This window comes from Bifidobacterium apri, assembly GCF_009299485.1.
GTDB classification, from domain to species: Bacteria; Actinomycetota; Actinomycetes; order Actinomycetales; family Bifidobacteriaceae; genus Bifidobacterium; species Bifidobacterium apri.
This window is the reverse complement of sequence record NZ_WBSO01000001.1, coordinates 221,041-245,948: the sequence shown is the minus strand read 5'-3', so window position 1 is coordinate 245,948 and position 24,908 is coordinate 221,041. Positions and strand designations below refer to the sequence as shown.

General features: G+C 56.4%; 17 protein-coding genes and 1 other RNA gene. 10 read left to right on the top strand and 8 right to left on the bottom strand.

Annotation, left to right across the window (positions count from 1 at the left end):
- The first annotated feature begins 62 nt into the window (after positions 1-62).
- The 5 genes from murD to DSM100238_RS09500 all read left to right on the top strand — a co-directional run bounded on the left by murD (position 63) and on the right by DSM100238_RS09500 (position 7,744).
- Positions 63-1,532, top strand: a complete 1,470-nt coding sequence (murD, locus tag DSM100238_RS00915) for a UDP-N-acetylmuramoyl-L-alanine--D-glutamate ligase (RefSeq protein WP_152354860.1) — start codon at positions 63-65, stop codon at positions 1,530-1,532.
- Positions 1,519-3,060: a peptidoglycan glycosyltransferase FtsW gene (locus DSM100238_RS00910; RefSeq protein WP_240812261.1), complete on the top strand. Its 1,542-nt coding sequence runs from the start codon at positions 1,519-1,521 to the stop codon at positions 3,058-3,060. Before murD ends, DSM100238_RS00910 begins: the two co-directional genes overlap by 14 nt.
- A 182-nt stretch (positions 3,061-3,242) precedes the next feature.
- Complete coding sequence (locus DSM100238_RS00905) at positions 3,243-4,412, top strand: UDP-N-acetylglucosamine--N-acetylmuramyl-(pentapeptide) pyrophosphoryl-undecaprenol N-acetylglucosamine transferase (RefSeq protein ID WP_152354859.1); 1,170 nt, start codon at positions 3,243-3,245, stop codon at positions 4,410-4,412.
- 118 nt (positions 4,413-4,530) lie between these two features.
- Positions 4,531-6,087, top strand: a complete 1,557-nt coding sequence (murC, locus tag DSM100238_RS00900) for a UDP-N-acetylmuramate--L-alanine ligase (protein WP_152354858.1) — start codon at positions 4,531-4,533, stop codon at positions 6,085-6,087.
- 349 nt (positions 6,088-6,436) lie between these two features.
- Entirely contained in the window at positions 6,437-7,744 is a 1,308-nt protein-coding gene (locus tag DSM100238_RS09500; RefSeq protein WP_240812260.1) for a cell division protein FtsQ/DivIB, read from the top strand.
- A 498-nt stretch (positions 7,745-8,242) separates the two neighbouring features.
- On the opposite strand, the gene DSM100238_RS00890 is transcribed toward DSM100238_RS09500, so the two are convergent.
- From DSM100238_RS00890 to ssrA, 4 genes are all read right to left on the bottom strand, one after another.
- Positions 8,243-9,277 (bottom strand): 3'-5' exonuclease, encoded by a 1,035-nt coding sequence (locus DSM100238_RS00890; protein WP_167510956.1) that lies wholly within the window; start codon positions 9,275-9,277, stop codon positions 8,243-8,245.
- Positions 9,278-9,539: 262 nt separating this feature from the next.
- Complete coding sequence (locus tag DSM100238_RS00885; RefSeq protein WP_015450146.1) at positions 9,540-10,643, bottom strand: type I restriction endonuclease; 1,104 nt, start codon at positions 10,641-10,643, stop codon at positions 9,540-9,542.
- Positions 10,644-11,146: 503 nt separating this feature from the next.
- Positions 11,147-12,808 carry an MATE family efflux transporter gene (locus tag DSM100238_RS00880; RefSeq protein ID WP_240812259.1) on the bottom strand — a complete coding sequence of 554 codons (1,662 nt, stop codon included), beginning with the start codon at positions 12,806-12,808 and terminating at the stop codon, positions 11,147-11,149.
- A gap of 483 nt (positions 12,809-13,291) precedes the next feature.
- Positions 13,292-13,687: a transfer-messenger RNA gene (ssrA, locus tag DSM100238_RS00875) on the bottom strand.
- A gap of 314 nt (positions 13,688-14,001) precedes the next feature.
- On the opposite strand from ssrA, the gene dtd reads away from it, so the two are divergent.
- From dtd to DSM100238_RS00855, 3 genes are all read left to right on the top strand, one after another.
- Positions 14,002-14,484 (top strand): D-aminoacyl-tRNA deacylase, encoded by a 483-nt coding sequence (gene dtd / locus DSM100238_RS00870; protein ID WP_152354856.1) that lies wholly within the window; start codon positions 14,002-14,004, stop codon positions 14,482-14,484.
- Positions 14,485-14,814: 330 nt separating this feature from the next.
- Positions 14,815-15,123, top strand: a complete 309-nt coding sequence (locus DSM100238_RS00865) for a hypothetical protein (RefSeq protein WP_152354855.1) — start codon at positions 14,815-14,817, stop codon at positions 15,121-15,123.
- 824 nt (positions 15,124-15,947) lie between these two features.
- Positions 15,948-17,138, top strand: a complete 1,191-nt coding sequence (locus tag DSM100238_RS00855; protein ID WP_152354853.1) for a restriction endonuclease subunit S — start codon at positions 15,948-15,950, stop codon at positions 17,136-17,138.
- Between the two features lie 60 nt (positions 17,139-17,198).
- On the opposite strand, the gene DSM100238_RS00850 is transcribed toward DSM100238_RS00855, so the two are convergent.
- Positions 17,199-18,428, bottom strand: coding sequence for a restriction endonuclease subunit S (locus DSM100238_RS00850; RefSeq protein ID WP_152354852.1), 1,230 nt, complete (start codon positions 18,426-18,428; stop codon positions 17,199-17,201).
- Between the two features lie 257 nt (positions 18,429-18,685).
- On the opposite strand from DSM100238_RS00850, the gene DSM100238_RS00845 reads away from it, so the two are divergent.
- Positions 18,686-19,786 (top strand): restriction endonuclease subunit S, encoded by a 1,101-nt coding sequence (locus DSM100238_RS00845; RefSeq protein ID WP_152354851.1) that lies wholly within the window; start codon positions 18,686-18,688, stop codon positions 19,784-19,786.
- A gap of 70 nt (positions 19,787-19,856) precedes the next feature.
- Positions 19,857-20,777 carry a site-specific integrase gene (locus DSM100238_RS00840; RefSeq protein ID WP_152354850.1) on the top strand — a complete coding sequence of 307 codons (921 nt, stop codon included), beginning with the start codon at positions 19,857-19,859 and terminating at the stop codon, positions 20,775-20,777.
- Between the two features lie 50 nt (positions 20,778-20,827).
- On the opposite strand, the gene DSM100238_RS00835 is transcribed toward DSM100238_RS00840, so the two are convergent.
- From DSM100238_RS00835 to DSM100238_RS00825, 3 genes are read right to left on the bottom strand one after another with little or no spacing between them, the layout of a single operon-like run.
- A complete protein-coding gene (locus tag DSM100238_RS00835) occupies positions 20,828-22,099 on the bottom strand; it encodes a restriction endonuclease subunit S (RefSeq protein WP_167510953.1) in 1,272 nt (423 codons plus the stop codon).
- Between the two features lie 44 nt (positions 22,100-22,143).
- Entirely contained in the window at positions 22,144-23,166 is a 1,023-nt protein-coding gene (locus DSM100238_RS00830; RefSeq protein WP_152354848.1) for a restriction endonuclease, read from the bottom strand.
- Positions 23,163-24,893: a type I restriction-modification system subunit M gene (locus tag DSM100238_RS00825; RefSeq protein ID WP_152354847.1), complete on the bottom strand. Its 1,731-nt coding sequence runs from the start codon at positions 24,891-24,893 to the stop codon at positions 23,163-23,165. Before DSM100238_RS00825 ends, DSM100238_RS00830 begins: the two co-directional genes overlap by 4 nt.
- Positions 24,894-24,908: the final 15 nt, after the last annotated feature.

Sequence of the window (24,908 nt, the reverse complement as noted above, 5' to 3'; positions counted from 1 at the left end):
GGAAGGCGTTACGGTCGTGTCGAAAACCTGCGGATTGCGCGCAAGCGCGGAAAAGAGATGACATGAACGACGAACGAAACGTCGGGACAAGCAACGGCGGCACAACGATCGCCGATATGACGGTTCTGGTCGCAGGGCTTGGCGTATCCGGCCGCAGCATGGTCGAGGTGCTCAAGGGGCGCGCCAAAGACGTGATCAGCGTCGACGAGCGCAAACCTGAAGCCGATCTGCATTCCTTCGACGATATCGATTGGGATCGGATTGACCTGGTGATGACATCGCCGGTGTTCACGCCCAGGACCCCGTTCATTCTCGAGGCGCAGCGCCGAGGCATTCCCGTATGCTCCGAAGTCGAGCTTGCCTGGAGGCTGCGGGTGGATTCCCGCCGCACGGGCAGCCCGGCACCGTGGATCGGCATCACCGGAACCAACGGCAAAACCTCGACCACCGAAATGACTTCCGCCATGCTCACCGCGTGCGGGCTCAACGCCCCGGCGGTCGGCAATATCGGCAAAGCCGTCTCGCATGCCGCAGTCGACCCGGACAATGATGCCTTGTGCGTCGAATTGAGCTCGTTCCAGCTGCATTTCACGGATTCCCTGGCGCTGGAATGTGCGGCCATCACCAATATCGCCGATGACCATCTCGACTGGCACGGCGGAATCGACAACTATGCCGCCGACAAAAGCAAGGTCTTCCACCGCGCTCAACGCGCGCTGGTCTACAATGCCGACGACGCCCGGGTGACCGCGTTGGCTCATGCCGCCCACACCGCGCCGGGTTGCCGCAGCATCGGTTTTACGCTGCACGCGCCTGATGACGGGCAGATCGGCGTCGATGAGGGGTGGATCGTCGACCGTAGCGGTATCGCCGGCGGACAGCCGGGCACCGCGCAACGTGTGGCGAAAATCACCGATTTCAGTCACTTGTGCGAACCTGACGGCACGGTTTACCCGCATCTGCTTGCCGACGCGTTGACCGCGATCGCGCTCGTGCTCGGTGCGGGGGCTGACTTGCGCACATCCTTGGACGCGCTGCGCGCCTTCGCTCCCGGAGGGCATCGAATCCAGACCGTCGCGACCGCGCATCTGGAAACTGGCGACATCCGGTTCGTGGATGATTCCAAGGCCACGAACGCGCATGCCGCGCACGCATCCCTGTCCAGTTTCGCCCCGAAATCCGTGGTGTGGATCGCCGGCGGCCTGGCCAAAGGCGCTCGGTTCGAACAATTGGTGCGCGACCAAGCCAAGACCATCAAGGCCGCGGTGATCATCGGCGTTGACCAGGAGCCGATGATTGACGCGTTCAAGGTGTCCGCGCCCGACATTCCCGTCACTGTCATTGATCCGGCCGACGCGTCCACGGTGATGCAGCGCGCCGTCGAAGCCGCGGGAAGGTATGCCAAGGCGGGTGACATCGTGCTCATGGCGCCGGCATGCGCTTCCATGGACCAGTTCCGCTCGTATGCAGACCGTGGCGACCAGTTCGCGCGGTCGGCGCAACAGTGGGTTGATTCGCATGGCGAGCACTGAACCGAAGCGACGCGGCGAACGCAGAGCGCGCACAGCCCACTCGACCGTGTTTCCAAGGCAGCGGCGGGACGAAGCCCGTGGCGCCGAGGATTTCGACATTCTCACGCCGACCGGGTCGCAACCCGTTCAGCCGCCGTCCCGGCGCTCTCGCCGGCCTGCCGAAGCGGGCGGCACGCCAAGCGCCTACAAGAAAACCGGGGGAGCGCGGAGCAGGCGCGCCATTCCAGCCGCCGAAGCCGAACCGCCTGTACCCCAAGGCAGGCTTGCACGCCTGTGGGAACAATTCAAAGACGGCATGTCCCCGAAACGCATCATGGCGATGGAAAAAACCATTCCGGACATCAAGCCGGTCATCAATCCGGCCACCACGGGGGATGCGCGTGGAATCCATATGCTCAAAAGCCCCCTGTGGTGCTATCACGGCTTCATCGGAGCGGTGTTGTTCCTCACCTTCCTCGGTGCGGTCATGGTGTTCTCCAGCTCGGCGATCAGCAATATCTCAAGCGGCAAAAGCCCATGGTCCCAAGCCTTCACCCAAGGTAAATTCTGCCTGATCGGCCTGGTGCTCTGCTTTGGGGCATCCCGCGTCAAAGCGCCGGCATACCGCAGGTTTTCCGGCATCATCCTCCTGATCGCATGGGCGTTTCAGCTGCTGACCATGTCCCCGCTTGGCGTCAACTATCAGGGCAACACCGGATGGGTCAACCTCGGCATCGTCACGATGCAGCCCGCCGAGTTCATGAAACTCGCGGTGTGCCTGTGGATGCCGCTCGGTGTCGTCATCGCATCCCAACGCAGCGTCGGCAAGGACCACTGGCCATACGCCTTGCCGGTCATCATGCTGATGTTGTGCTGCATGCTGGTGATACTCGGCCGCGACATGGGCACCGACATGATCATCCTGATCATCGGTGTGGTTGTTCTGCTGCTGGGCGGCATGCCTATGTCATGGTTCGGCGTCATGGGTGCCGCAGTCGTCGCACTCGGAGCGCTGCTCGTTGTTCAAAGCCCGAATCGTCTCGACCGTGTGCTTTCCGCATACACCAAGTGCAACACCGCCCAGCTGCAGGGGACCTGCTATCAAAGCGTGCACGCGAAATTCGCGCTCGCCTCAGGCGGTTTCGCCGGGGTGGGACTGGGTAATTCCCGTGAGAAGTGGAACTATCTGCCGGAAGCGCACAACGATTTCATTTTCGCGATCATCGGCGAGGAACTGGGGTACGTCGGCGCGATCATCATCGTGCTCATGTTCCTGCTGATCGGCTGGTGCCTGGCATGCATCGCCCTACAATCAAAAGACCGGTACACATCCATCGTGCTGATTTCTATCGCGGTGTGGATCGTCGGCCAGGCGCTGGTCAACATCATGGTCGTCATCGGACTGCTGCCGGTGATGGGCGTGCCGATGCCGTTCGTGTCGGCAGGCGGTTCATCGCTGATCATGTGTCTGACCGCAGCAGGAGTGGCGATGAGTATGATGCGTCAGGAGACGCAGATCGCTACGGCGACCAACCGGCTCAATTCGTGAACGCCGGCGAGTTGCCGTTGCTCGGAACGCGGTTTCGATAGGTTCGACAAACGGATCTATTGCGGGGCAAGCCGAGCGGTAGAGTAGTGGGGATGGCCGCGCCACGCGAAAGGCGTGGAACAGGTGGCATCGAACCAGCACAGTACAGGACCATAAGGCAACCCACGAGGTGAGCTGAAAGCATGACGAATATCGTATTGGCCGGCGGCGGCACTGCCGGACATGTGAACCCGTTGCTGTCCGTCGCGGATGCGATTCGGCGGATTGAACCCGATGCCGGATTGAGCGTCATCGGCACGGCGGTCGGATTGGAACATGATCTGGTTCCGCAGGCGGGCTACGAGTTGGACACGGTGGAAAAAGTCCCGTTCCCGCGACGCCCGAACAAGGACGCAATCACCTTCCCATGGCGGTGGAACCGCGAAAAACGCAAGGTGCGTGCGATTCTGGAACGTCGGGAAGCGCAAGTCGTCGTCGGTTTCGGCGGGTATGCTTCCGCACCTGTCTATTCGGTCGCCCATACGATGGGTATCCCCGTGGTGATTCATGAGCAGAACGCTCGCGCGGGCATGGCCAACAAGCTTGGCGCGAAATGGGCGTCCTTCATCGGCACGGCATACGAACATACCGGCCTGAAACCCGGCAAGGGGACCGTCATCGAGCGGGTCGGCCTGCCGTTGCGCCCGGCGATCGCACAGCTGGCGGCAGATATCAGAACCGATTACCCGACCGTTCGCGCGCAGGCAGCAGCCCAGCTGGGCATCGATCCCGACCGCCCGGTGGTCGTCGTCACAGGCGGTTCGCTCGGCGCGCTGAGCCTGAACAAGGCTGTCGCTGGAGCCGCCGCCGACCTGTTGCAACGCGCCCAAATCATCCACCTGACCGGCAAAGGCAAGCATACGCAAGTCGAAGCCGACGTGACAGCCCAAGCAGGGGCGGATGCGTTGAACGATCTTGACCCCGCGCACGCCGGGCAAGGCGATTATCATGTAGCGCAATACCTTGAGCGTATCGATTTGGCGTTCGCTTGCGCTGATCTGGTGATCTGCAGGGCGGGTGCCGGCACGGTATGCGAGCTGACCGCGCTCGGTCTGCCTGCGGTGTATGTTCCGCTGCCGATCGGCAATGGTGAACAGCGATTCAACGCGCAGCCGGTCGTTGACGCGGATGGCGGCATGATGGTCGCTGACAGCGATTTCACGCCCGCGTGGGTGCGCGGCCATATCGCCGGACTTCTTGATGATCCGCAACGGTTGCATGAACTCGGCGACCACGCGTGGCAGTACGGCATTCGTGACGCGGCGGACATCATGGCCCGGCATATCCTCAGCCTCGCGGCGGCACGCCGGTAGGTCCGGGGATCCCAGACGGCGAACGAGCCACCATGCCAGCGTCATGCCGGTATCGTGCACCGTGCCGATATCATGCCATAATAGGGACAGCAACCAAGAGAAAGCAGTGCCTTCCATCATGAATACAGAGCCCATCGTGCTTGACCCAACCGTCGCGGCCTTCAACGAAGACCAGCACATCAGCGATTTGGGAACCACCCACTTCATCGGCATCGGAGGGGCGGGCATGAGCGTCCTCGCCGAAATGCTGCACGAGCAGGGGGTCAACGTCACCGGCTCGGACAGGGAACGCAACGCGAAAACCGAACGTCTTGAAGCCCTCGGCATCCAGGTCGCCATCGGCCAACAGGCAGACAACGTGCGCGGCGCGTCAACCGTGGTGTATTCCAGCGCCATCAAGCCGGATAATCCGGAAATCGTGGCAGCAGCGGAACAAGGCGCGCATATCGTGCATCGCAGCGACATCCTCGCGCTGCTCATGAATCATCATGATGCGGTCGCCGTCGCCGGAGCGCACGGCAAAACCACGACCAGCTCACTGCTGTCGCATATCCTCGTCCACGCCGGCATCGGCGAGCTGGCAGACCCCAGCTACGCAATCGGCGGAACCATCCAAGGACCGGACGGCCAAACCCTCGACGGCGGACACGCCGGAACCGGACGTATCCTCGTCGCCGAAGCCGACGAATCCGACGGAAGTTTCGGCAAATACCGGCCATACATCGCCATCATCACCAATGCCGAAGCCGACCATCTGGACCACTACGGCACCGCCGACCACTATTGCGGAGCATTCGTCTCCTACGCGTCGCACGCGCGCGGCCACATTGTCATGACCGCCGATGATCCGGGCGCGCTCGATGTCCTGCGCGGCCTCGACGACGCCGTCATGCGTCGCACGGTCATCTACACCACGCACAGCCCGCAAATGATCCTTGACGCCGTCGCCCAAGCTTCAGACGCAGCCATCGTCACCATCACATCCGAAAGCGAACACGCCGGCGATGGGGAAGAACGGTTCACCATCGACATGCCCGCGGCACTCACCGGCGAAGCGCACGCCATCCCCGTCAGCTTGAAAATCCCGGGCATCCACAACGCGCGCAACGCGACCGCCGCAATCATCACCGCCACCCTGCTGGGTATGGATCCAGACGCCGCGGCACAGGCCGCAGGCAGCTTCCTCGGAGCCTCCCGCCGTTTCCAGGTGCGAGGATGCGAAAAACAAGTCACCGTCGTCGACGATTACGCGCATCACCCCACCGAAATCACCGCACTGCTCAACGCGGCACGCCGTCGCTACCCGCACGCCGCCATCCGCGTGCTGTTCCAACCGCATCTGTTCTCGCGCACGAAATTCTTCGCACGCGAGTTCGCCGAAGCATTGGCTCTCGCCGACGATGTGATCGTGACCGGCATTTACCCGGCGCGGGAGAAGCAGGAGGACTTCCCAGATATCACCGCGCAGACCATCGTCGATGCTGCGAAAGGTATTGAGCATCAGCCGCAGGATTGGATTCGTGCGGTTGACGATATGCATACCGCCGCCCTGATGATGGCGATGCGTGCGCATCACGGGGATGTGGTGTTCACCGTTGGTGCAGGCGATATCACCGCCATGGGGCCGGTGCTGTTGCATGCGCTTGAGGCGCATCGCGAGAACTGCGGGGACTGACATGCCGGGACGCGTGGCACGAAGCGGAGCTGGCGACGGGTCGTCGGACAAGTCGTCGAGAGACGGGCGGCTTCGCCAGAGCGGTTCCCAGAGCGGGCATCAAAACGATCGCCAGAGCGGGCATCAGGACAGCCAACGCAATGGGCACAAGCCGCGTTCTGCGCGTTCTGTTGCGGGGCGCGCCGAACACGGCGTCGGCGATACCGCATCCGTGGCAGGCGGAGCAACATCAAGGACGGTGTCGGGGAGTGCGGCATCAGGGAACAAAGTGTCGATGGACAAGGCGTCACAAGACAGCCGGATATCGTCGAGCGGTACATTTCCGCGCGTTGCCAGGAAATCCCGAGGTGTGCCAAGCACGGCCATTCCTGGCGTGTCATCCGGAGGTTCCAGGGATGCGACCTCGTCCAAACCGGTGTCACGCCGGGCGGCTTCAGGCCGTGCCGCGTCAGATCGCGGGCCGTCGGGGCGTTCCGCCGCATCCGGACACGCCACCGTACCCACGCGAACCACATCATCATTGGACAATACCGACAGCGCTGCAGAGTTAGACAAGAACGACAAGAGCAGTCGCAAGCGGTCTTTGCGTGCAATAGTGTCCCGGAAAGCGCGCAAGGACATCGTCGCAGGGAAAGGCAAAAGCCCGAAACAAGCCCGTGTGGCAAGCTCGGCGAAATACAACAAGCTGAACAAATCGGTCAGCGGCAGTGAACAGGGGAGAGCCTCCGATTCTACCGGCGTTGCCGAAAGCGGCAAGAGCGTCTCCGGCGGCAGCGGCGCATCCGCGGCCGCCGTGTCAAAAGCGACCGGATTCGTGGATGCCAGAGCGTTGCAAAGCGAAGATCTGGTCGCCAAAACGCTGAACGAAAGCACCGGGCCGTTAGGCGTCGCCGCACGGCCGAAAGTCGTGGATTTCAACGAGCGTGTCAAGGAACGGCAGCATGCCAACACGCTGATGGTCGTCAAGCGCGTGGCGATAACGATTATCTCCATCGCCGCCGTAGTGGGTATCGTGTGGGCGCTGTTCTTCTCGCCGTTGCTTCGGCTTGATGCCGCGCAGATCACCGTCACCGGCGCCAACGAGTGGGTCAGCAGCAGCAAAGTGGAGTCCATCGCATCGGCCGAGGCGGGAAAATCCTTGTTGTTGGTGTCATCGCATGATATCGAAACGCAGCTCGCCGCGATTCCCGGGGTCAGCAAGGCGACAGCGACGAAACAATACCCGAACGGCATGCAAGTCACCATTCGTGCGCAAGAACCGGCGGCCATGCTGAAAACCCCCGATGGGGCACTCACCGCGGTCGATGGCAAAGGGCGCGTGCTGAACTCCGTGAAGAACGCCTCAACTGCCGGGATTCCTGTGATTGAAGTGAATGATGTCGCCAAAAGTCTGAAGAGCCGGTCCGTGGTGACGGCGGTGAAGGTCGTGGACTCGCTGTCTGACACAATGCGGGCGCGGGTGAGTAAAGTCACCGCGCAGACGCAGGATTCCATCACCACTGAACTGGACAACGGCAACTACACGATCATCTGGGGGAACGCCTCGCAGATGAAGCTCAAGAAGGCTGTTGTTGACAAGATCATCAACGACCCGAATGTGATCGGCGACAAGCATTCCGTGGATGTGTCGGCGCCGTTGCGGCCGATCATCAAGTAGGCGTGGGCTTGGCGGCTGGTGATGCGTGCGCGTTGGTTCGAGCGTTGATGTGGTTCATACCGGTTCCGTGGGAGTTGCTGGCTTGTGCGGGCTTGCGTATGTGGCGGCATACAGGATGTGCCGTAATCCTAGGAGGCAGGCCGGTTTTGTGAGGATATGGCGGGTTGTGTATGCGGCGACATACGCAACGTACCGTTTGACGACATGTGCGGGCTGATCTAACGAGCATGTCACGAGTCTCGTATGCGGCGACATACGCAACTTGCCATTACTCTTGTCGGAGATACTGGTTTTGTGAGGATATGGCACGTTGTGTATGTGAAGCCATACGCGGCTTGCTCATCGGTACACCAGATTGATGCGGCATGCGCAATGGACAGACGGCTGCGCATGGATTGGCATACGCAATCCACCGATTCGATGGTAGGTGATTCGGCAAATACAGCAAGTTCAGCCAGCCAGTATGTTCAGACCAGCCAGACCGCCAGCCGGACCGGTTCAGTCCTCCCGACTGTTTTCAGCGGGCATCTGGAGCCGAAGACGGTATATGCCGCTTTCCCGGTCGGCCTTCGAATTGGGGATGTGTGCCACCATCACTGCGCCTTCAGGTGGAACTTGACCGCGGTGACGTTCTTCTTGGAGCGCGGGGATTCGTCCGATTTCAACACCGTCAAGGGCAACGCACAACGTCGGATGCCCGGTGTTCTTGCCGGATTCGATGATGCCATGGCTGACTGTCACCCACAGCCACGCGTCATACCCGTATCGGCTGAGCACGTCCTGATGCACGGTGTCACCGGAAACGGTGACACCGCTCACAAACTGGTCGATTACCATGCCGTCAGGCTTCGCGTTGACCGGAGTGGTGTTCCGGTTGCTTAGGTACGAGCTGCGCATATAGGCGTTGGTGCGGCGTCGCTTTGTCATGGCATGACGACGGCGCGACTCTTCGACTTCATCGTCGGGCAGCACCACCGGATCTTTCATGTGTTTAAGCTGCTGCAAACACTGCCATGTCTGCCGGGCATCCGAGATTGCACGATGCTCTTCGATTTCATTGATATCGAGCAGTCGCATTACTTCTTGCAACGAGCAGCTGGGAGCGTTGGGGAACATGCGGCGGGACATGGTCATCGTATCGAGAGAATCGTTGGAAACTTCGCGGCAGCCCAGCAGACCGCCCTCGACATTCAGCATCCTGATATCGAACGATACGTTATGTCCGATAAGCAGCAACGGGCGGATTGCGGTCAGGAACTGGGGAATGACGAATCCGGCGTCAGGTTGGTCGGCGAGATCGGACTCGGTGATGCCGGTCAGTTCCGTGATGCCTGCGGGCAGTCTGGTGGGAGGCTGGATCAGCTGGTCGTACTCGTAGATTGGGGCGTCGTCGCCGATCAGCAGCGCCCCGATTTCGATGATGCGGGCGTCGTCGCCGATGCCGGTGGTCTCTGTATCGAACACGACGGCATCGGCGTTGCCAGCTGCAGCGACGAATGACCACAGTTGCTCAATCGGGTCAGCCGTCGACATGCCCTGTCGGCGGCATGACGTCCATGACGATGCGACGCGCGAAGCCCAAGAGCACTCATGACCAGCCCCTCCAATCATCGCACTGTGACCGGTGTAACCATCGTTGCGATCACAGTGCGATTCCTGTGCAAACGTACACACCGTATCGTGACAATCAGACACGACATTCGGGCTACAGTGAGCGAGGTGGGGTGACAATTCCAGAGTTCGCAGGTTCCGTTCTTTGAGTTAGAAATGTCTGGAATTTGCGAATCTGGAAATGTCATTCATTAATTAGCAGACGACGCACTTCTTCGCGGATATTTTCCGAATACTTATAGATATCATTGAGACCGTTTATTGGTTCTCGAGAGCAGTTTTTATTTTCATCGAATAGTCCAAGATACTTATGCTTCGTGTTGAAGAACAATCGACAAATCGGCTTACGATTGTTGTCGTCGAGGAATATCGAGCAGTAGCTCTTTGCATCACGCATTGTGATGCGAGCCGGATCGACGTCGCTACATGCGATTGCTTTCACAATACGATATCCCGCAATTTCCTCTTCTGTGGTGATAATTCCATCATCGTCTGATGACCCCTCTTGGCTCGATGTGCCATCAGCGTCGTTTTCACTTTCATCGGCAGATGCCGGTGCAATTTTAATATCATCTGCACCTAAGGCGGTCTTTAGCCGATCGTTGACTTGGTCGGAGAGGAATTGTTTCAGAGCCTTAGCGACTAGCGGACGGAACTTTTCCATCACTGAAGCATAAAACGCTCCATCATAGACATGCCCGGCGAGAAGTTTCACAAAATCGTCCGAGGGATTAGTGAATTCCGTCGATACTGCTCTCTTCAATGCTCCAACGTATTTTAATTCTTCCGCACTACTAGCTATGGAATCCAAATCAAATGCCGGCTTAGTTAGTTTCTGTAGGGCAGGCAGAACGGTGTCGTCTATGTCAAGCAGGTCGAGCACAAGGAAGGGTTTGGAATCCATTTTATTGGGCTCATCGATGTCCATATAGAAGTTCCACACCTGACCATTGGTGAGTACGCCGATTCGTGCCTTGGTGCAGGCAAAATATCGGTAGAGCTGACTGGCGTTCTCGAGACTTAGTGGTTGACCAATTTTCTTGCACTCGATGAGAATTTGCACTTGGCCATCTTGAACCAAGGCATAATCGATTTTCTCGCCTTTCTTTACTCCAATATCAGCGGTGAATTCTGGTATTACTTCATTCGGGTTAAATACGTCATATCCCAATACTTGCCCGATGAAGGGCATAATGAAAGCATTTTTGGTTGCTTCCTCGGTCTCGATCCCGTCTTTGAGATCCCGTACTTTCGCTGAAATCTGATCCAGGCTTTCGTTGAATTCCATTATTCTCTCCCTGTCAGTAGCCGGTAATTCGCGGCTATGTTGCTGAATAATATACCGTATACATAGTACGAACATTAGCAACCGGTCTGATAGCAGCACGTTGGTGACAGCATTGGAAAATGTAAGCGGTTACTACAGTCCGGTTGACCATCCGCCCGCTGATATGCCGGTTGTGCAACTATCGTTTTAGTCAAGTAGTGCATAGGTGCTGCAGGTTCAAGTGCAGGGGAAGAAAATGATGCCTTCGAATTTAATCGACAACGTAATAGTATATTTGTGACCAGTTGTCAATCATAATGACTGTGTATTGTCAGAGTGCGAATCGCGGAAGCGGAACGTACGATGTCACCGTTTCTATTGCTCGTATGGGGTAGCTGTAGTCCTAATGAAATGAGTTATCTTCTTCAGCGAAAACAGAGACGTTCTTGTCTCAGACTCTCACGGGTGTGGCATTTCGATGTGTTGCGGATCTGCACTTTGCATCTGCTAGGAAAGTCGGATTTTCACTCGGTTTGTATCGCCGCCGGGTGCCGCTTGCTGAACCGCAGATAATACAGCGCCGAGCAGATGAGGATTGACAGCAGCGAGCCGAGTGGCGCGGCGCATCCCATGGGGAACAGGTTGTCCGGCCACAAGAGGGAGGCGACGTAAGCGCCTGGAATGCGCACCGTCAGCACCGAAATGATATTGTGCGCGAATGTGTACATGGATTTGCCGTACGCGCTGAAGAATCCGCTGAAGCAGAAGTGCACGCCCGCCAAAATACAGTCGAAGGAGTAGCTGCTCAAGTATTGCGCCCCGTACCTGACTACCGTTTCGTCGTCGGGGGAGAAGATTCGCACGATGCCGGCACCCCAGATTTGGCAAGCGATACATATGACCGCACCATATATCACACACATGGTGATGCCGTATCGCAACGCCGCCTTGCTGCGCGAATGTTGCCGCGCGCCCGCATTCTGCCCGGCGACCACTGACACGGTGGACAGCATTGCCGAGGGAACGAGGAAGAGGAAGGAGATGATTTTCTCGACGATGCCGACGGAAGCGGAGATTTCTAGCCCGCGGCCGTTGGCGATTGCGGTGATGACGATGAACGAGACTTGGATGCACAGTTCTTGGATGGCGATTGGCGTGCCGATGGTCAGGATTTGCCGAGTGCCTGCCCAGTCGTAGACGAGATCGGCTGCGCGTAGGCGAATGCCGCTGTTCGCGATGTTCAGGTAGACGAGAGCAGCCGCTACCGAGAACGCTTGGGAGATGACTGTTGCGAGCGCGGCTCCGGCGGCTTGCATGTGTGCGCCGCCGATGAACGCGAGGTCGAGTCCCACGTTCAGCAGTCCGGCGAGGGCGACGAAGTACATCGGGTGTCGTGAGTCGCCGAATCCGCGGAATATCGCGCTGATCACGTTGTATGCGACGATGAAGGGTGTGCCGAGGAAGCATATGGTCACGTAATCGTGTGCTTGGCTGAAGGCTTCCGTCGGTGTTGCCAGGAGGCGCAGCAGTGGGTCGGCGCATGTGGCGAGGATGATGGTGGCGATGATGGCGACGAGGGTGAACAGTCGGATGGATTGCCCGATTTGGCGTTGCACCTTGTCCATGCGCTTGGCGCCGATCGCGTGGCTGATGGTCACGGTGATGCCCGTGGTCAGACCGACGATGGTGACGGTCACCAAGTGGGTCATCTGGCTGCCCGTGGAGACGGCTGAGACGGAGTCCGCGCCGTTGAATCTGCCGACGATGAGCAGGTCTACCAGCTCGTAGCAGCTTTGCAGGAAGCAGGTGATGAGGTAGGGGATGGAGAAGCGCAGCATGGCGGGGATCAGCGGTCCGTGGGTCAGGTTGCCGGTGTTGGAATGTGTGCGGGATGGTGTGGACTGCTCTGGATTCTGTGGATTTGTGTGGTCGGTTGCGTGAGTCGGTTCTGTATTGGCGCTCGTGTTGGCGTCCTTGCAGGTTGGCTTCGTGCTGACTGGCTTTGTGTCAGTTGGCTTCGTGTCGATGGGTTCCGTCGTGCGGCTCGTGTTGATTGGTTCGACTGGGCGGGTAGCGCTGACTTGCCCGACCGTGCTGGTCGTGCGGTCGGGGCTGACTGGACTGGTCGTGAGGTCGGGTCCGATCGCTGCTGCGGTATGGTGCCGAGTATTGCTGGCGTGTGCCATGCTTCGTTCTCTCCTTGAAATAGCCGCGGGCCGCGTGTCAGGGCGGCGAGCGGTCGGCCGGCGGGAACCGGATAGTCCCATACGTAATGCCGGCTGTAGACAGGGGAGGACGGACGAGCGGTTACGCTTGGTTCGCCATACCGTCAGTATCTGCGTGGGGTTGTTGAATGATGTCATGGGAATCATGACATCTATTCGTGGAAGTCTCGAAGTCTCGTGTCGATGTCGATGGTGACGGTGACGGTGACGGCGCATCATCAATTGTCTTCCAAGGGATATGCATGATTTGTGGTCTTGTCAGTTGGTGGTATCGCAGGTGTCTGCAATGCCGGCCGTGATTTACCACTCTCATTACCACTCATGTGCTGCTTGAATAGGGCTGGGCGCGAGGCGGATCCAACATCCTGGCAATACGCTTAGCCGACTGAAACCGTTGGAATACCAACAAAAAACGCCACCCCTTGCGGGATGGCGTTCGTTGGTTGGTGGAGCTGCGGGGAATTGAACCCCGGTCCGGTGACCGTACCCTCAGTCTTCTACGTGCGTAGTCTGCTGGCCGTGCGGCAGTTTTTCTGCCCCCATCGATGTCGCAGACAACTGATGGCGAGCATATCCGCAGAAAAAGTCCCCCAGCCACCCTGCGGTGCGATGGCCGGAGCAAGTCTCCTAAACGACGCTCAACATCTCCCCGAAGACGAGGGGGAGTGAACGGAGCGGCTGCTCACTGGTTAATCCTGGCGCGAAGCTCAGGCAGCGAGAGCAAACTCAGTGCGGTTAGATTTAGCACTTATTGTTTCGCGGAGGGCATCACGAGTGGACTCCGCGTTCTCGGCACGCTTCCCTGCGACGAACAGGTCACCGTCGAAACCGATCAGCCCCTTTTTGAATTATCAAACCCCGGAATAGACCGGACTTTTCAGTATACGACATTTTGTCGTTCGGCTCAAATCGGCTGCGAGCCGAAGACGTCGGTGATACGCAAGATGATGGCGGCTGGCGGTGCGTGAACTCGGAATCGACGACGGAACGTCATATGGGACGGCGCCCGTGCGATTTCCGTCATGATTATCCTGCCGTGATTGTGCAATTTGAAATCGTGCAGCCGAGCAGGACGGAATCTGTGAAACCGAGCGGCGGATGCCAGGGAAGTGCCCGTGCAATCTTCCGCCGTAATCCTGCGATAGAGTGACGGTATGAGAATCGTGTTACAACGCGTAAGCGAAGCCGGCGTCGACGTGATCGACCCCGCTACGAACAGCGTCGATCCGACGTTCGAGAAGCAAACCATAGGCACAGGCTATGTGCTGCTTGTCGGGGTCGCGGATGCGGACGGACAGCGGGAGATCGACTGGCTGGCGGGCAAAATCGCCAGACTGCGAGTGTTCGAGGATGCCGACGGGCGCATGAACGAGTCGATTACGCAGCATAACGGCGAAATCCTTTCCATCTCGCAGTTCACGTTGTACGGCAACATCCGCAAAGGCAACAGACCGAGCTTCATCGCAGCCGGTGAACCTGAACACGCCAAACGAGTGTGGCTCGCCTTCAATGAAGCGTTGCGGGCGCAAGGACTCACCGTCAAAGAAGGCCGATTCGGCGCGCACATGCGAGTGTCGTTGGTCAATGACGGGCCGGTAACGCTGGTGGTGGACACGGCTGATGTGCTGGGGGAGTAGTGGCCAAGGCGCCCGAGTCGGCGGCGTGTGGATAGTTGCTGATTCGTTCGTAGTGTCTTGTTTCTTGGACGGTATTGCGAAGTGGGGCAGTGATGGGCTGACTGGCAAACGCAAAGTAAAGAGAAACGTTGAATGATACTATAGTGATTGGCGGGAATCCGCGCTTTCCGCAGCGTGTTCCCCGTGCATGCGGGGGTGGTTGCTGAGCAAAGACGTCGCCATTGACGTTGATGGCGTTTCGCTCTCCGTCCGTGTTTCACGGACAGGAAATATTGGTGAGCGGCGTATCTCGTCGTTCTTCCCGGTGGACTCGAATTGGAAGGAGAAGCGATGCGGTCGATAGACGAAACAGACCGACTAGCGGAACAGCTCGGCGCCGCCTTGTGTGAGCTTCTCGAGACCGCGGGGCAGCAGCACAGCGCTGAGCAGATCCGGGACAAGGTCCTTCCGTTCGACGCGGGCGGTGCGTTGGATATCGCTGCGAATGAGATTGCTATCTACGACATCGACCCGACCCCTGTCATGCAGCTCGCCAGAATTTATGACGATGCACTTGGCTATGACCATGAGGTTCTCGAGATTCTGAAGCGTGTACAGGCGCGGCATCACCCGAAGGATGATACTGACCAGAACGCCTAGTCGTCTCATATTCATATGAAACCCAGTCGCCTTTCGGGCGACTTTTCTGTTACTCGGCCAGCGGAATGCGATGAGCATCTCATACTTGGAGGATGAAAAAGCCCGCGTCGGTACCACCTACAGGTGGTATCGAGACGGGCTCTAGCTGAAGAATATCAAATATTCGCGCGCTAGCCAAACTCCCGTTTTCACAGTGCGAGTGCAACATTCCAGGAAGGGTTGTGGGTTGAGGGAAAGATTACAGGTCCCAGAGACAGTTGCATTGATGTCATCCTGCAGCCATTTGTTGGCGGACGAGCGGATTGTGATTTCTGGGCTGCATATCCGCGAGAACTGGATGGTATGCCAGATTGCGGCGGTTACCGGTCGCAGCGCGTCCATTATCAGCCGTGAGTTGAGATGCTACCTGTGAAATCCGTTTGATGAGGGCGAGTCGTGTCGCGCGTACTGTTCTGCGCGTCAGGGGAGCCGTTCAGAATGGGTGACGAAGCTGTCCGGAAAAAGTGACGACACCGTACGGGTTTGTTTGAGAACATGCAACCTAGGGGAAACGAGCTTGACGGGATCACCCGGCGGACTGACATACGTCTTTGACGGTGCTCTGCTGACTCATGCCCGCAGAGGCGTGGGACGAGCTGATGATGCGACTCGTTGCCAAACAGAACGCCCATCACCGGGTGTTTGTGTAATCTAGCCCCAAACTGCGTCCCAAGGCAATGTTGCATTGCAAACTAGAAAACGGAGCCGGCCTGGCACAGGCGTTGGGGAAAGACGAATGCGGGTCGAGTTTCATGGTTATGGAGATTGACGATTGCTGTTGATGTATTCTCGCTTGGGAGCAGCGACAGTTGGGGGAAGTTGGATTGACATATCCCGGGCTCTCGGGGAAAACCAAGGAAGATTTCGGACATGGCGACGCACGATTCGTAACCTACATGAACGTGTATTCGAATGCTGTGGCGAATCCAGATGGAGTCGAAGCGATTGAGAAAGATGATCGGCAGCACGAGGTGATGAACGGTGACGTGTTCTTCACCGGTAGTTCAGAGACACCTGATGAGGTTGGCCTTTCTTCCGTATGGCTTGGAAATTCAACCGATACATACTTGAACAGCTTCTGCTTTGGCTACCGTCCCAGTAAACAACTCGATTCGCTTTTCCTCGCGTCATCTCTTCGAAGCCCCCAGATGCGTTCTCGAATAATTCTTCTTGCACAGGGAATATCACGTTTCAACATCTCGAAAACGCAAGTCATGCAACTACCGCTATGCTTCCCCTCTCTCCCCGAACAGCGCCGCATCGGCGACTTCTTCTCCACCCTCGACAGCCTTATCGCCGCCGCCGAGCGACAGGAGACCCTCCTCAGGCAGAAGAAACAAGCCTACCTGCAGCTCATGTTTCCGCAAGAAGGCGAAACCGAACCGCGTCTGAGGTTCAGCGGATTCATCCAAAACTGGCGCATGCACAGGATGAGTGAAATGGTTGCTCCGCTGAACTCAATTCAGCAGATAATGCCTGATCGGGATATCGAATACAGATTGTGGAGTGTCCCCTCTTTCCAACTTGGAGTGCCTGAGAACGTCAGGGGATCGCGAATTATGAGTTCAAAGCTTGTGCTTGAACGTGATGACATTCTTCTAAGCAAAATCAATCCACGAATTCAGCGCATTTGGAGAGTTGACTCGGATGGAACGTTACCAGACGTCGGCTCTACAGAATGGGTCGTTTTTCGAGCAAAACCGTCCAAGGCTTCTCCACTCTTCTTGAAAGCCTTGTTGTCTTCGCCGCTCTTCTATCGATACATGGTCAGCACAGAAAAGGGTGCTACCGGCTCTCAGAAACGTGCCGATAAAACACTATTGATGAGCTCTTGTTATTGGCTTCCGTCACTCTCGGAACAACAACGTATAGGCGCATTCTTCCATCTGGTCGATGCTACCCTTTTGACAGTTCAAAGAAATCTGGCAGGGCTCAAAGAGCTTAAGAGAGCATATCTTCAAAGAATGTTCATTTGAATTTCGAATTGCTTGTGGCCTGAAACGGTTACACGCTTCAGGCCACAAGCAGCTTTGTTTTTATACGAACAACTTCTGCAAATACGAGGATTTCATCTTTCTAAGTTGCGCGATTCTGCCTTCGGCATTCTCTATCAAGCGATCCAATGTTTCGAAGAAATCACCAATTTCCAATTGCTCTTGGAGAGATGGCATCGGAGTCCGTTGCTTGAGGAAATCATCGACCACGAGTTCGTTCATGAGAGTCCCTCTCATCGTTGAGCGCAACAGCAAAGGCGTCATTATATAGCGATTTTGGAGCAGGTATTTCCAGAAAGGAACACAGATTAGTTGTGTTGGCCGAAAACTACGGAACCGCGATGACATCAACCCATCACCTATATCGTTAATCACCACGTGTCCATATGGGTATTCCTTATGGCGGTTCCCCTCGAATGCGACATCGCCCACTCGCAGCACCCGGTATGTTTCGAGGGAAGCATGGGCTGCGCCATTGCCTTCGGGTTTGAAACGCATCGTTGACACCGAGATGGTTTTGTCGAAGCCGAATTCGGAAGCAGTGTTGCGCTCCTCATTGATTTTCAGTACCGATCTCAGTGCTATGCGCTTCCATGCATCATTGAAACCGCTGAACCTGAGCTGGGGTTCGGTCTCGCTTTCTTGCGGGAACATGAGCTGCAGATAGGCTTGTTTCTTCTGCCGGAGGAGGGCCTCCTGTCGCTCGGCGGCGGCGATAAGACTGTCGAGCGTGGAGAAGAACTCGCCGATGCGGCGCTGCTCGGGGAGCGAGGGATAACCTATCGTCCACTTTTTCAGCTTGCTACCACTGAGATTGGGCTGAGTACCTGTCGAGACTAGTACATCCCATTCATGCCTTGATTCGGCACATTGAAGTCGAGAATACACAAAATCCCGGGTCACGTTTGAGCGAAAGACAATATTGAAGAACGCTTGGCTTGTTGCCATAGGTCGCGCGAGAATCGCTGATTTCCCATAGCTTGCATACATTGCCAATGAGATAGCCCCCTCAGGAACAATCCACGCGGCGCTGTTCGCCACGCCTTCCTCAGTAAGCGTTTTCTGCGTCGTATCTACATAACGGCCATTGATGTCGCCGATGCCGAGGAAAGGTATCGAACCGCCATAATACCGAGGATTAGATGATACCGGCGTGCCACCGGAACCAGTCTTCTCCGCCACCTCTCCCAACTGTCGCTGCTCCCAAGCATGAGAATCCGTTCTCAGCTCTCCCGTTGAACAGGAGATTCGAGAAATTTCGTGCTGTATCAATTTGGATTGAGTTACGGCTACGGCACTTCACAATGAGTGGCATGGCGCCGGATGTAGTGTCAGACCACACAATCGAAAACATGTTCGCATCATGTTAAGTATTTGTTGAGCGATGAACATACAATGACAATCTCAACCGTCTTCTGCATGCATTTTCTAATCTCTCCTTTGCCTGCCGCCACGCTTGGGAGCAGCGACAGTTGGGGGAAGTGGCGCAGCGAGTCACTCGAAAGAATCTGAATAACGAGTGTTCACGTGTGCTTACCGCTTCCGCCGAAGCCGGGCTGATAGATCAGCAAGAGTATTTCCAGAAACGTGTCGCTTCTCATAACCTGTCGCACTATTACCTACTTGAGCGCGGGGATTTCGCATACAATCACAGTTCTTCGGGAAATGCGGTACTGGGCATTATCAAGAGGCTCGACGCTTACGATTCCGGCTGCCTTTCAACGCTCTACATAGTCTTCCATCCCAAGCGTGACATTGACTCGGACTATCTGTTGCATTACTTTGAATCTTCTGCGTGGCATGGCGATGTAGCGGGAATGGTTACTGAGGGAGCGCGCAATCACGGTCTACTGAATATTTCTCCTGATACGTTTTTCACGGCTCGCTGTTCCTTCCCCTCGCTCCCCGAGCAGCGCCGCATCGGCAAGTTCTTCATCATCCTCGACAACCTTATCGCCGCCGCCGAGCGACAGGAGGCCCTCCTCAGGCAGAAGAAACAAGCCTATCTACAACTCATGTTCCCGCAGGAAGGAGAAACACAACCCCGGTTGAGGTTCGCCGGATTCAGCGGCAGATGGGAGCGGCGACAGTTGGGAGATGTTATTTCTGCTGCCGGCATCAAGAATAAAGAGCGGCAGAATCTCCAAAGCTATTCCATCTCAAACCAATCCGGATTTGTCCCGCAATCAGAACAATTCGATAATGGCGGGAAGCCTCTCGACGCGGACAAAAGTTCATACTGGATAGTCGCGCCTCATTCTTTCGCATACAATCCCGCAAGAATTAACGTAGGATCAATCGGATACTGGGACGGCAAAGAGCCCGTTATTGTCAGTTCACTATACGAGGTATTCCAGACGCATGAGTCCGTGGATGATTCTTTCCTTTTGAACTGGTTCCAGACATGCTTGTTCACAAATCAAATCGCAAAACGACAGGAAGGCGGAGTACGACAGTATTTCTTCTTCGACAAACTCCAAGAAAGCCTGATCTCCCTCCCTACGCTCCCTGAGCAACAACGAATCGGAGAGTTCTTCTATATTCTCGATTCCCTCATCGCCACCGCAGAAAAGCATACGGAGTCTTCCCGTGCGTTAAAGTCCTCCTACCTGCAGCGCATGTTCGTGTGAGGAGATGGTCTCTATCGTTTCTTTCCGGCCCGCTTCAATTCGAACGCATACGGGTCGGAAAGGATTCACAATGTATCGAAACCAACTCTTGTCTAGGTTCTTCGCAGAATGGGTGGATACCTACAAGAAAGGTGCTGTCACACAGGTCACTTTGTGCAAGTACCGCATGACCCAACGTCAGCTGGAACTCCTTGCGCCGGAAACCACGCTCGCTGATTTGACGCGTCTCGAATACCAGCGCATCCTCAATCAATATGCCGCCGACCACGAGCGGCAGACGGTGATGGACTTTCACCACCAAGTGCGTGCCGCTGTGCTGGACGCTGTTGAGGACGGTGTCATTAGGCATGATCCAACGCGCAAGGCCGTCATCAAAGGCAAAGACAAGGCTGAACGTAAGCCCAAGTTCCTCAATCAACATGAGCTTGCCAATCTTCTTGCTGCTCTCACGGTGGACGCTGAGCACCCGACGGATTCGATGCTCATGCTGATTGCGAAAACCGGACTGCGTTTCGCCGAGGCACTTGGCGTGACACCCGGGGACTTCGACTTCCATCACCAGACGTTGAGGGTGTCGAAGACATGGAATTACAAGAGCCCCAATGGTGGTTTCGCGCCAACCAAGAATGCGTCGAGCAACCGACTTGTGCGGCTCGACTGGATGCTGTGCATGCAGATGAAACAGCTGTGCGAAGGCCAATCCCAGGAAAAGCCCCTGTTCGTCAAGGAAGGCGAGCGTGTCTTCAACGCGACCGTTAATGACCGTCTCGCATCCCTATGCAGGAAGAATGAGATACCCGTAATCTCCGTGCACGGTCTGCGTCACACGCATGCCTCGCTGCTACTGTATGCCGGGGTCTCCGTGGCGTCGGTGGCCAAGCGGCTGGGGCATTCCAACATGACGACGACCCAGACAACGTACCTGCACATCATCAAGGAGCTTGAATCCCAGGACAACGACAAGGTGATGCAGTTCCTCAGCACGCTGTAGGAACTGCATGAGAGATGACTGTTTTGCCCCTGCGAAGCAGGGGCAAAACCTCAGGCGAACATGCGCTGTAGATAGACGGACTTCAGGGCTGTTAGGGCTTTCGTTCGCTCCTCTGCAGCAGCGATGAGACTATCTAGTACTTTGAAGAACTCGCCAATGTGATGTTGCTCAGGAAGGGAAGGATAACCAATTGTCCACTTTTTCAGCTTGCTACCGCTGAGGTTGGGCTGAGTCCCGGTTGAAACCAAGGCATCCCATTCATGCCTCGATTCGGCACATTGAAGTCGAGAAAACACAAAATCCCGGGTCACGTTTGAACGAAAAACAATATTGAAGAAGGCCTGGCTCGTTGCCATAGCTCGCGCGAGAATCGCAGATTTGCCATAGCTCGCGTACATTGCCAATGAGATAGTCCCCTGAGGAACAATCCACGCAGCGCTGTTTGCCAGGCCTTCTTCAGTAAGCGTTTTTTGTGTTGTATCTACATAACGGCCATTGATGTCGCTGATGCCGAGGAAAGGTATCGAACCGCCATAATAACGTGGATTAGATGATGTCGGCGTGCCACCGGAACCAGTCTTCTCCGCCACCTCTCGTAGCTGTCGCCGTTCCCATCCTCCACTGAATCCGGCAAACCTCAGCCGTGGTTGTGTCTCTCCTTCGCGGGGAAACATGAGCTGCAGATATGCCTGTTTCTTCCGCCTGAGGAGGGTCTCCTGTCGCTCGGCGGCGGCGATAAGGGAATCGAGCGTGGAGAAGAACTCGCCGATGCGGCGCTGCTCGGCGAGGGAAGGGTATCGCACGGTTGCGTTGCTCACCGTTGTTCGAGAGAGCGAGATGACTTTTGTCCCTTGCATCTTGGGAAAAAGCTGATTTCGGAAACTTGCTGAATTCAGATACTGTCCCCAGTATCCATGGCTTGACGGTGTGGCTGGACGCAAGGGAATGGTGTGCAATCCAGCAACAACATTTTGGTGCATAATACCTTCAATTTCAACGCATTTCCCTGCGCTCGTGTCTTCAGCGGTATCTGCCATGATGATGTCGCCATCAGTCAACCGATCGCCCAAGAAACGATTATTGGTAATGTTGATGGACGGTCCTTGCAGCGTGGAAACATCAACCACCGCTCGATAACGAATGAGCACGTCGCCGTAATGAATATCCAAGACCCCCTTGCGGTCATTGCTCAAGTCCGCACGAGAAAGTGTGTTATTACGGAGCATGTTGAAGGATTCCCCCAACTGTCGCTGCTCCCAAGGGTCAGTGAAGCCGCGGAAACGTAGATCTGGCACCGTTTTCTTGCTGTTCTTCTTAGCCATTATTACCTCGTGTTCGTGAAAATCAATGCACATTCTTGGGTGTGCTAAACCCGGTCGGGATGGAAGAAATCGTCATCGAGCACCCATGCCGTGACTTCTTGGGCGTGCAGATGGTAGCGTCTGACGAGTTCGGCGATTTTCGCGCCGTTGATCAGCGTGACCATCCGTGTGTAGGAGCGAGATGCGCGGATGGCGTCTTGCGAAAAGTCGGACGTGGTGATGAAGATACCGTATTCGGCATTGAACTTGTCCATTGCACCACGGAATCGGTCAATCTCCGGGCTGGACACCATTCCCTGCCAACGCTTCGCCTGGATGGCGACGCGAGTGGTCCGAAAATCGTCGCCAGTCACGTAGCCGAAGCCGTCAATCCCGCCATCACCCGTTGCTTTGATGCCGAGGTCGGGGTCAATGGTGACGCCCATTTCCTTCACCAGCTCGCGGGCGAATTCCTCAAACCGTATCGGTGTCAGGCCCATGAGCGCGTTGTGCAGCCTAGATTGGAACTCGGTTTCAGGGTCTTCGGATTCGGGAAGCTGCATCTCGGTTTGTTCGATGGTGTCACCGGTGCCTTCCGCCTGTTCCACGGTAGGCACAGGTGCTTCGGTCTCGACGGGTTGCACGGAATTCTCCGAGTTGGCTTCACGCAATTGCTTGTTGCGCTTCGCACGGCGGTTCCACTCCGCACGAGCCGGCTTGAACACTTCCTTCATGAGATCCCATGAATTCATGTCCACTTCACGGCCCTTGTCCGTCAGGGCAACCGTATGCCTGTCTTCGTCAGACAGGTACCCAGTGAAGACCAGGTCCTTGATACTCATGTAGAAGGGGAAGTCGAAGGGGCGGAACGTCTCGCCGGGCCGGTTCGGGGAGTCCTTCTCCGCAGTGATCGTCTCTACATCGATGACGCGTGAGGAATTCTTCAATTCCTCACGAATCTGAGCGCGCGTCGCACGTCCGCCCAACAGGCGAACGACGCGGATGATCTCCGGGTAGAGCAGTCTGCTCATTTCCGGGTAAGTCAGTCTGTGCTGTTCGTCTTGCTGCAGATTGTGGAATTCGGTCATTCCTGTGCCTCCGGCTTCGCGTCGCCGGCATGCTCCGACCCGGTGCCATTCATCGCCGACGTCGGCACGAGCTGGTCGATCATGGCCTGGAGCTCCTTCTGAAGGCGTTCCATCTCCTTGGCGTTGCTCTCGAGCTCGCGGTTGACCTCGTCGAGATCGATGGGCTCCTCTTCCTCGAAGGTGTCGACGTAGCGGGGAATGTTCAGGTTGTAGTCGTTTTCCTTGATTTCGTCGAGTGTCGCCACATGAGCGTACTTGTCGACATCCTTGCGGGCGGCGTAGGTGTCAATGATCTTCTGGATATCCTCGTCGCGCAGATGATTCTGGTTCTTGCCTTTCTCAAAATCCTGGGACGCGTCGATGAACAGGATATCGTTCGTTGTCCGATCCTTGCGGAATACCAGCACGACGGTAGGGATTGAGGTGGAGTAGAACAAGTTCGACGGCATACCGATGACCGCATCGAGATAGTTCTTTTCGATGATTGCCTTGCGGATGGTGCCTTCGGCGGCACCGCGGAAGAGCACACCGTGGGGGAGCACAATGGCCATGCGTCCGGTTGGCTTGAGATGGTAGATGCAATGTTCCACGAAAGCGTAGTCGGCCTTGGACTTGGGTGCAAGCTTGCCGAACGGCCTGAACCGTGGGTCTTTCAGCTTGGCTTCAGCGTTGTCCCAATGCTGTGAATATGGCGGATTGGCGACGACTGCATCAAAAGAATGGGGATGGTCGATGCCGTTGGCATCGCTGCCATCGGGCCAATCCTGCTCCAGCGTATCCGCATTGCGCAAATCCATCCACTGATAGTCCACGTCGTGCATCATGAGGTTCATGCGGGCGAGGTTGTACGTAGTGCGGTTGAGTTCCTGCCCATAGAAATGCACATGCTTATCTGCTGGCATAGTGCCGCCGTTTGCGTTCTCCAGCTCCTGACGTACCGTAAGCAGCAAAGACCCTGAGCCGCAGGTCGGATCATACACTTCGAAATCCTCGCCGGGCGAATGCACGGCGTCCTTCTCTTCGTCGCTTGAATCATCCGGGGTGAAGGTGACAAGCTTCGCAAGCACTCGCGAAACCTCGTGCGGAGTGTAGAACTCGCCTGCCTTCTTGCCGCTGTTGCCAGCGAACTGAGCGATGAGGTACTCGTAGACGTTGCCCAGAATGTCATGCCCGGATTCGTCAAGGAAATTCACCTCGTCGATGCGCTCGACAAGATCTGCGAGGGCTTTTGTACGTGCCGCGGTTGAATTTCCGAGCGAAGAGTTCATCAGGTTGATATCGTCGAACACATCGCGGAAGTCGCGGCTTGCATTTGCATTCAGCTGGGCGTTCTGCTTGAAGTGGTCGAAGATGTTGCCAAAATCCTCAGGACGGACTTGCTGGTCTTTCACTTTGTGCACGAGTGTCGCCCATGTGTCGTCCGGGTCAATCGCGTAGCCCAGTTCCTCGGAGAGCGCTTGGTGCCACTCGTCAATACCTTCCTCCTGCACATCGCGTGCGAAGGCATCGTTGATGGTTTCACCATCATTGACAATCAGCAGCCCGGAGTCTTTCAAGAAGCGTTCCTGTTTTGCAGAGAGGTAACGGTAGAAGATGAAACCGAGGATATAATCACGGAACTCGCTGGCATCCATCTTGCCGCGCAAAGAGTTCGCCATAGCCCACAATTGGGATGTGAGCTCTCTTGCTTTGCTTTCGTCTGTCGATATCGTAGTCGAATTAGTCATTGCTACCTTTTTCGA

What these genes read in the sequence shown, in the direction of transcription:
- murD (WP_152354860.1), top strand. Translation starts at nt 63, where the DNA reads ATGAACGACGAACGAAACGTCGGGACAAGCAACGGCGGCACAACGATC.
- DSM100238_RS00910 (WP_240812261.1), top strand. Translation starts at nt 1,519, where the DNA reads ATGGCGAGCACTGAACCGAAGCGACGCGGCGAACGCAGAGCGCGCACA.
- DSM100238_RS00905 (WP_152354859.1), top strand. Translation starts at nt 3,243, where the DNA reads ATGACGAATATCGTATTGGCCGGCGGCGGCACTGCCGGACATGTGAAC.
- murC (WP_152354858.1), top strand. Translation starts at nt 4,531, where the DNA reads ATGAATACAGAGCCCATCGTGCTTGACCCAACCGTCGCGGCCTTCAAC.
- DSM100238_RS00890 (WP_167510956.1), bottom strand. Translation starts at nt 9,277, where the DNA reads ATGTCGACGGCTGACCCGATTGAGCAACTGTGGTCATTCGTCGCTGCA.
- DSM100238_RS00885 (WP_015450146.1), bottom strand. Translation starts at nt 10,643, where the DNA reads ATGGAATTCAACGAAAGCCTGGATCAGATTTCAGCGAAAGTACGGGAT.
- DSM100238_RS00880 (WP_240812259.1), bottom strand. Translation starts at nt 12,808, where the DNA reads ATGGCACACGCCAGCAATACTCGGCACCATACCGCAGCAGCGATCGGA.
- dtd (WP_152354856.1), top strand. Translation starts at nt 14,002, where the DNA reads ATGAGAATCGTGTTACAACGCGTAAGCGAAGCCGGCGTCGACGTGATC.
- DSM100238_RS00865 (WP_152354855.1), top strand. Translation starts at nt 14,815, where the DNA reads ATGCGGTCGATAGACGAAACAGACCGACTAGCGGAACAGCTCGGCGCC.
- DSM100238_RS00840 (WP_152354850.1), top strand. Translation starts at nt 19,857, where the DNA reads ATGTATCGAAACCAACTCTTGTCTAGGTTCTTCGCAGAATGGGTGGAT.
- DSM100238_RS00835 (WP_167510953.1), bottom strand. Translation starts at nt 22,099, where the DNA reads ATGGCTAAGAAGAACAGCAAGAAAACGGTGCCAGATCTACGTTTCCGC.
- DSM100238_RS00830 (WP_152354848.1), bottom strand. Translation starts at nt 23,166, where the DNA reads ATGACCGAATTCCACAATCTGCAGCAAGACGAACAGCACAGACTGACT.
- DSM100238_RS00825 (WP_152354847.1), bottom strand. Translation starts at nt 24,893, where the DNA reads ATGACTAATTCGACTACGATATCGACAGACGAAAGCAAAGCAAGAGAG.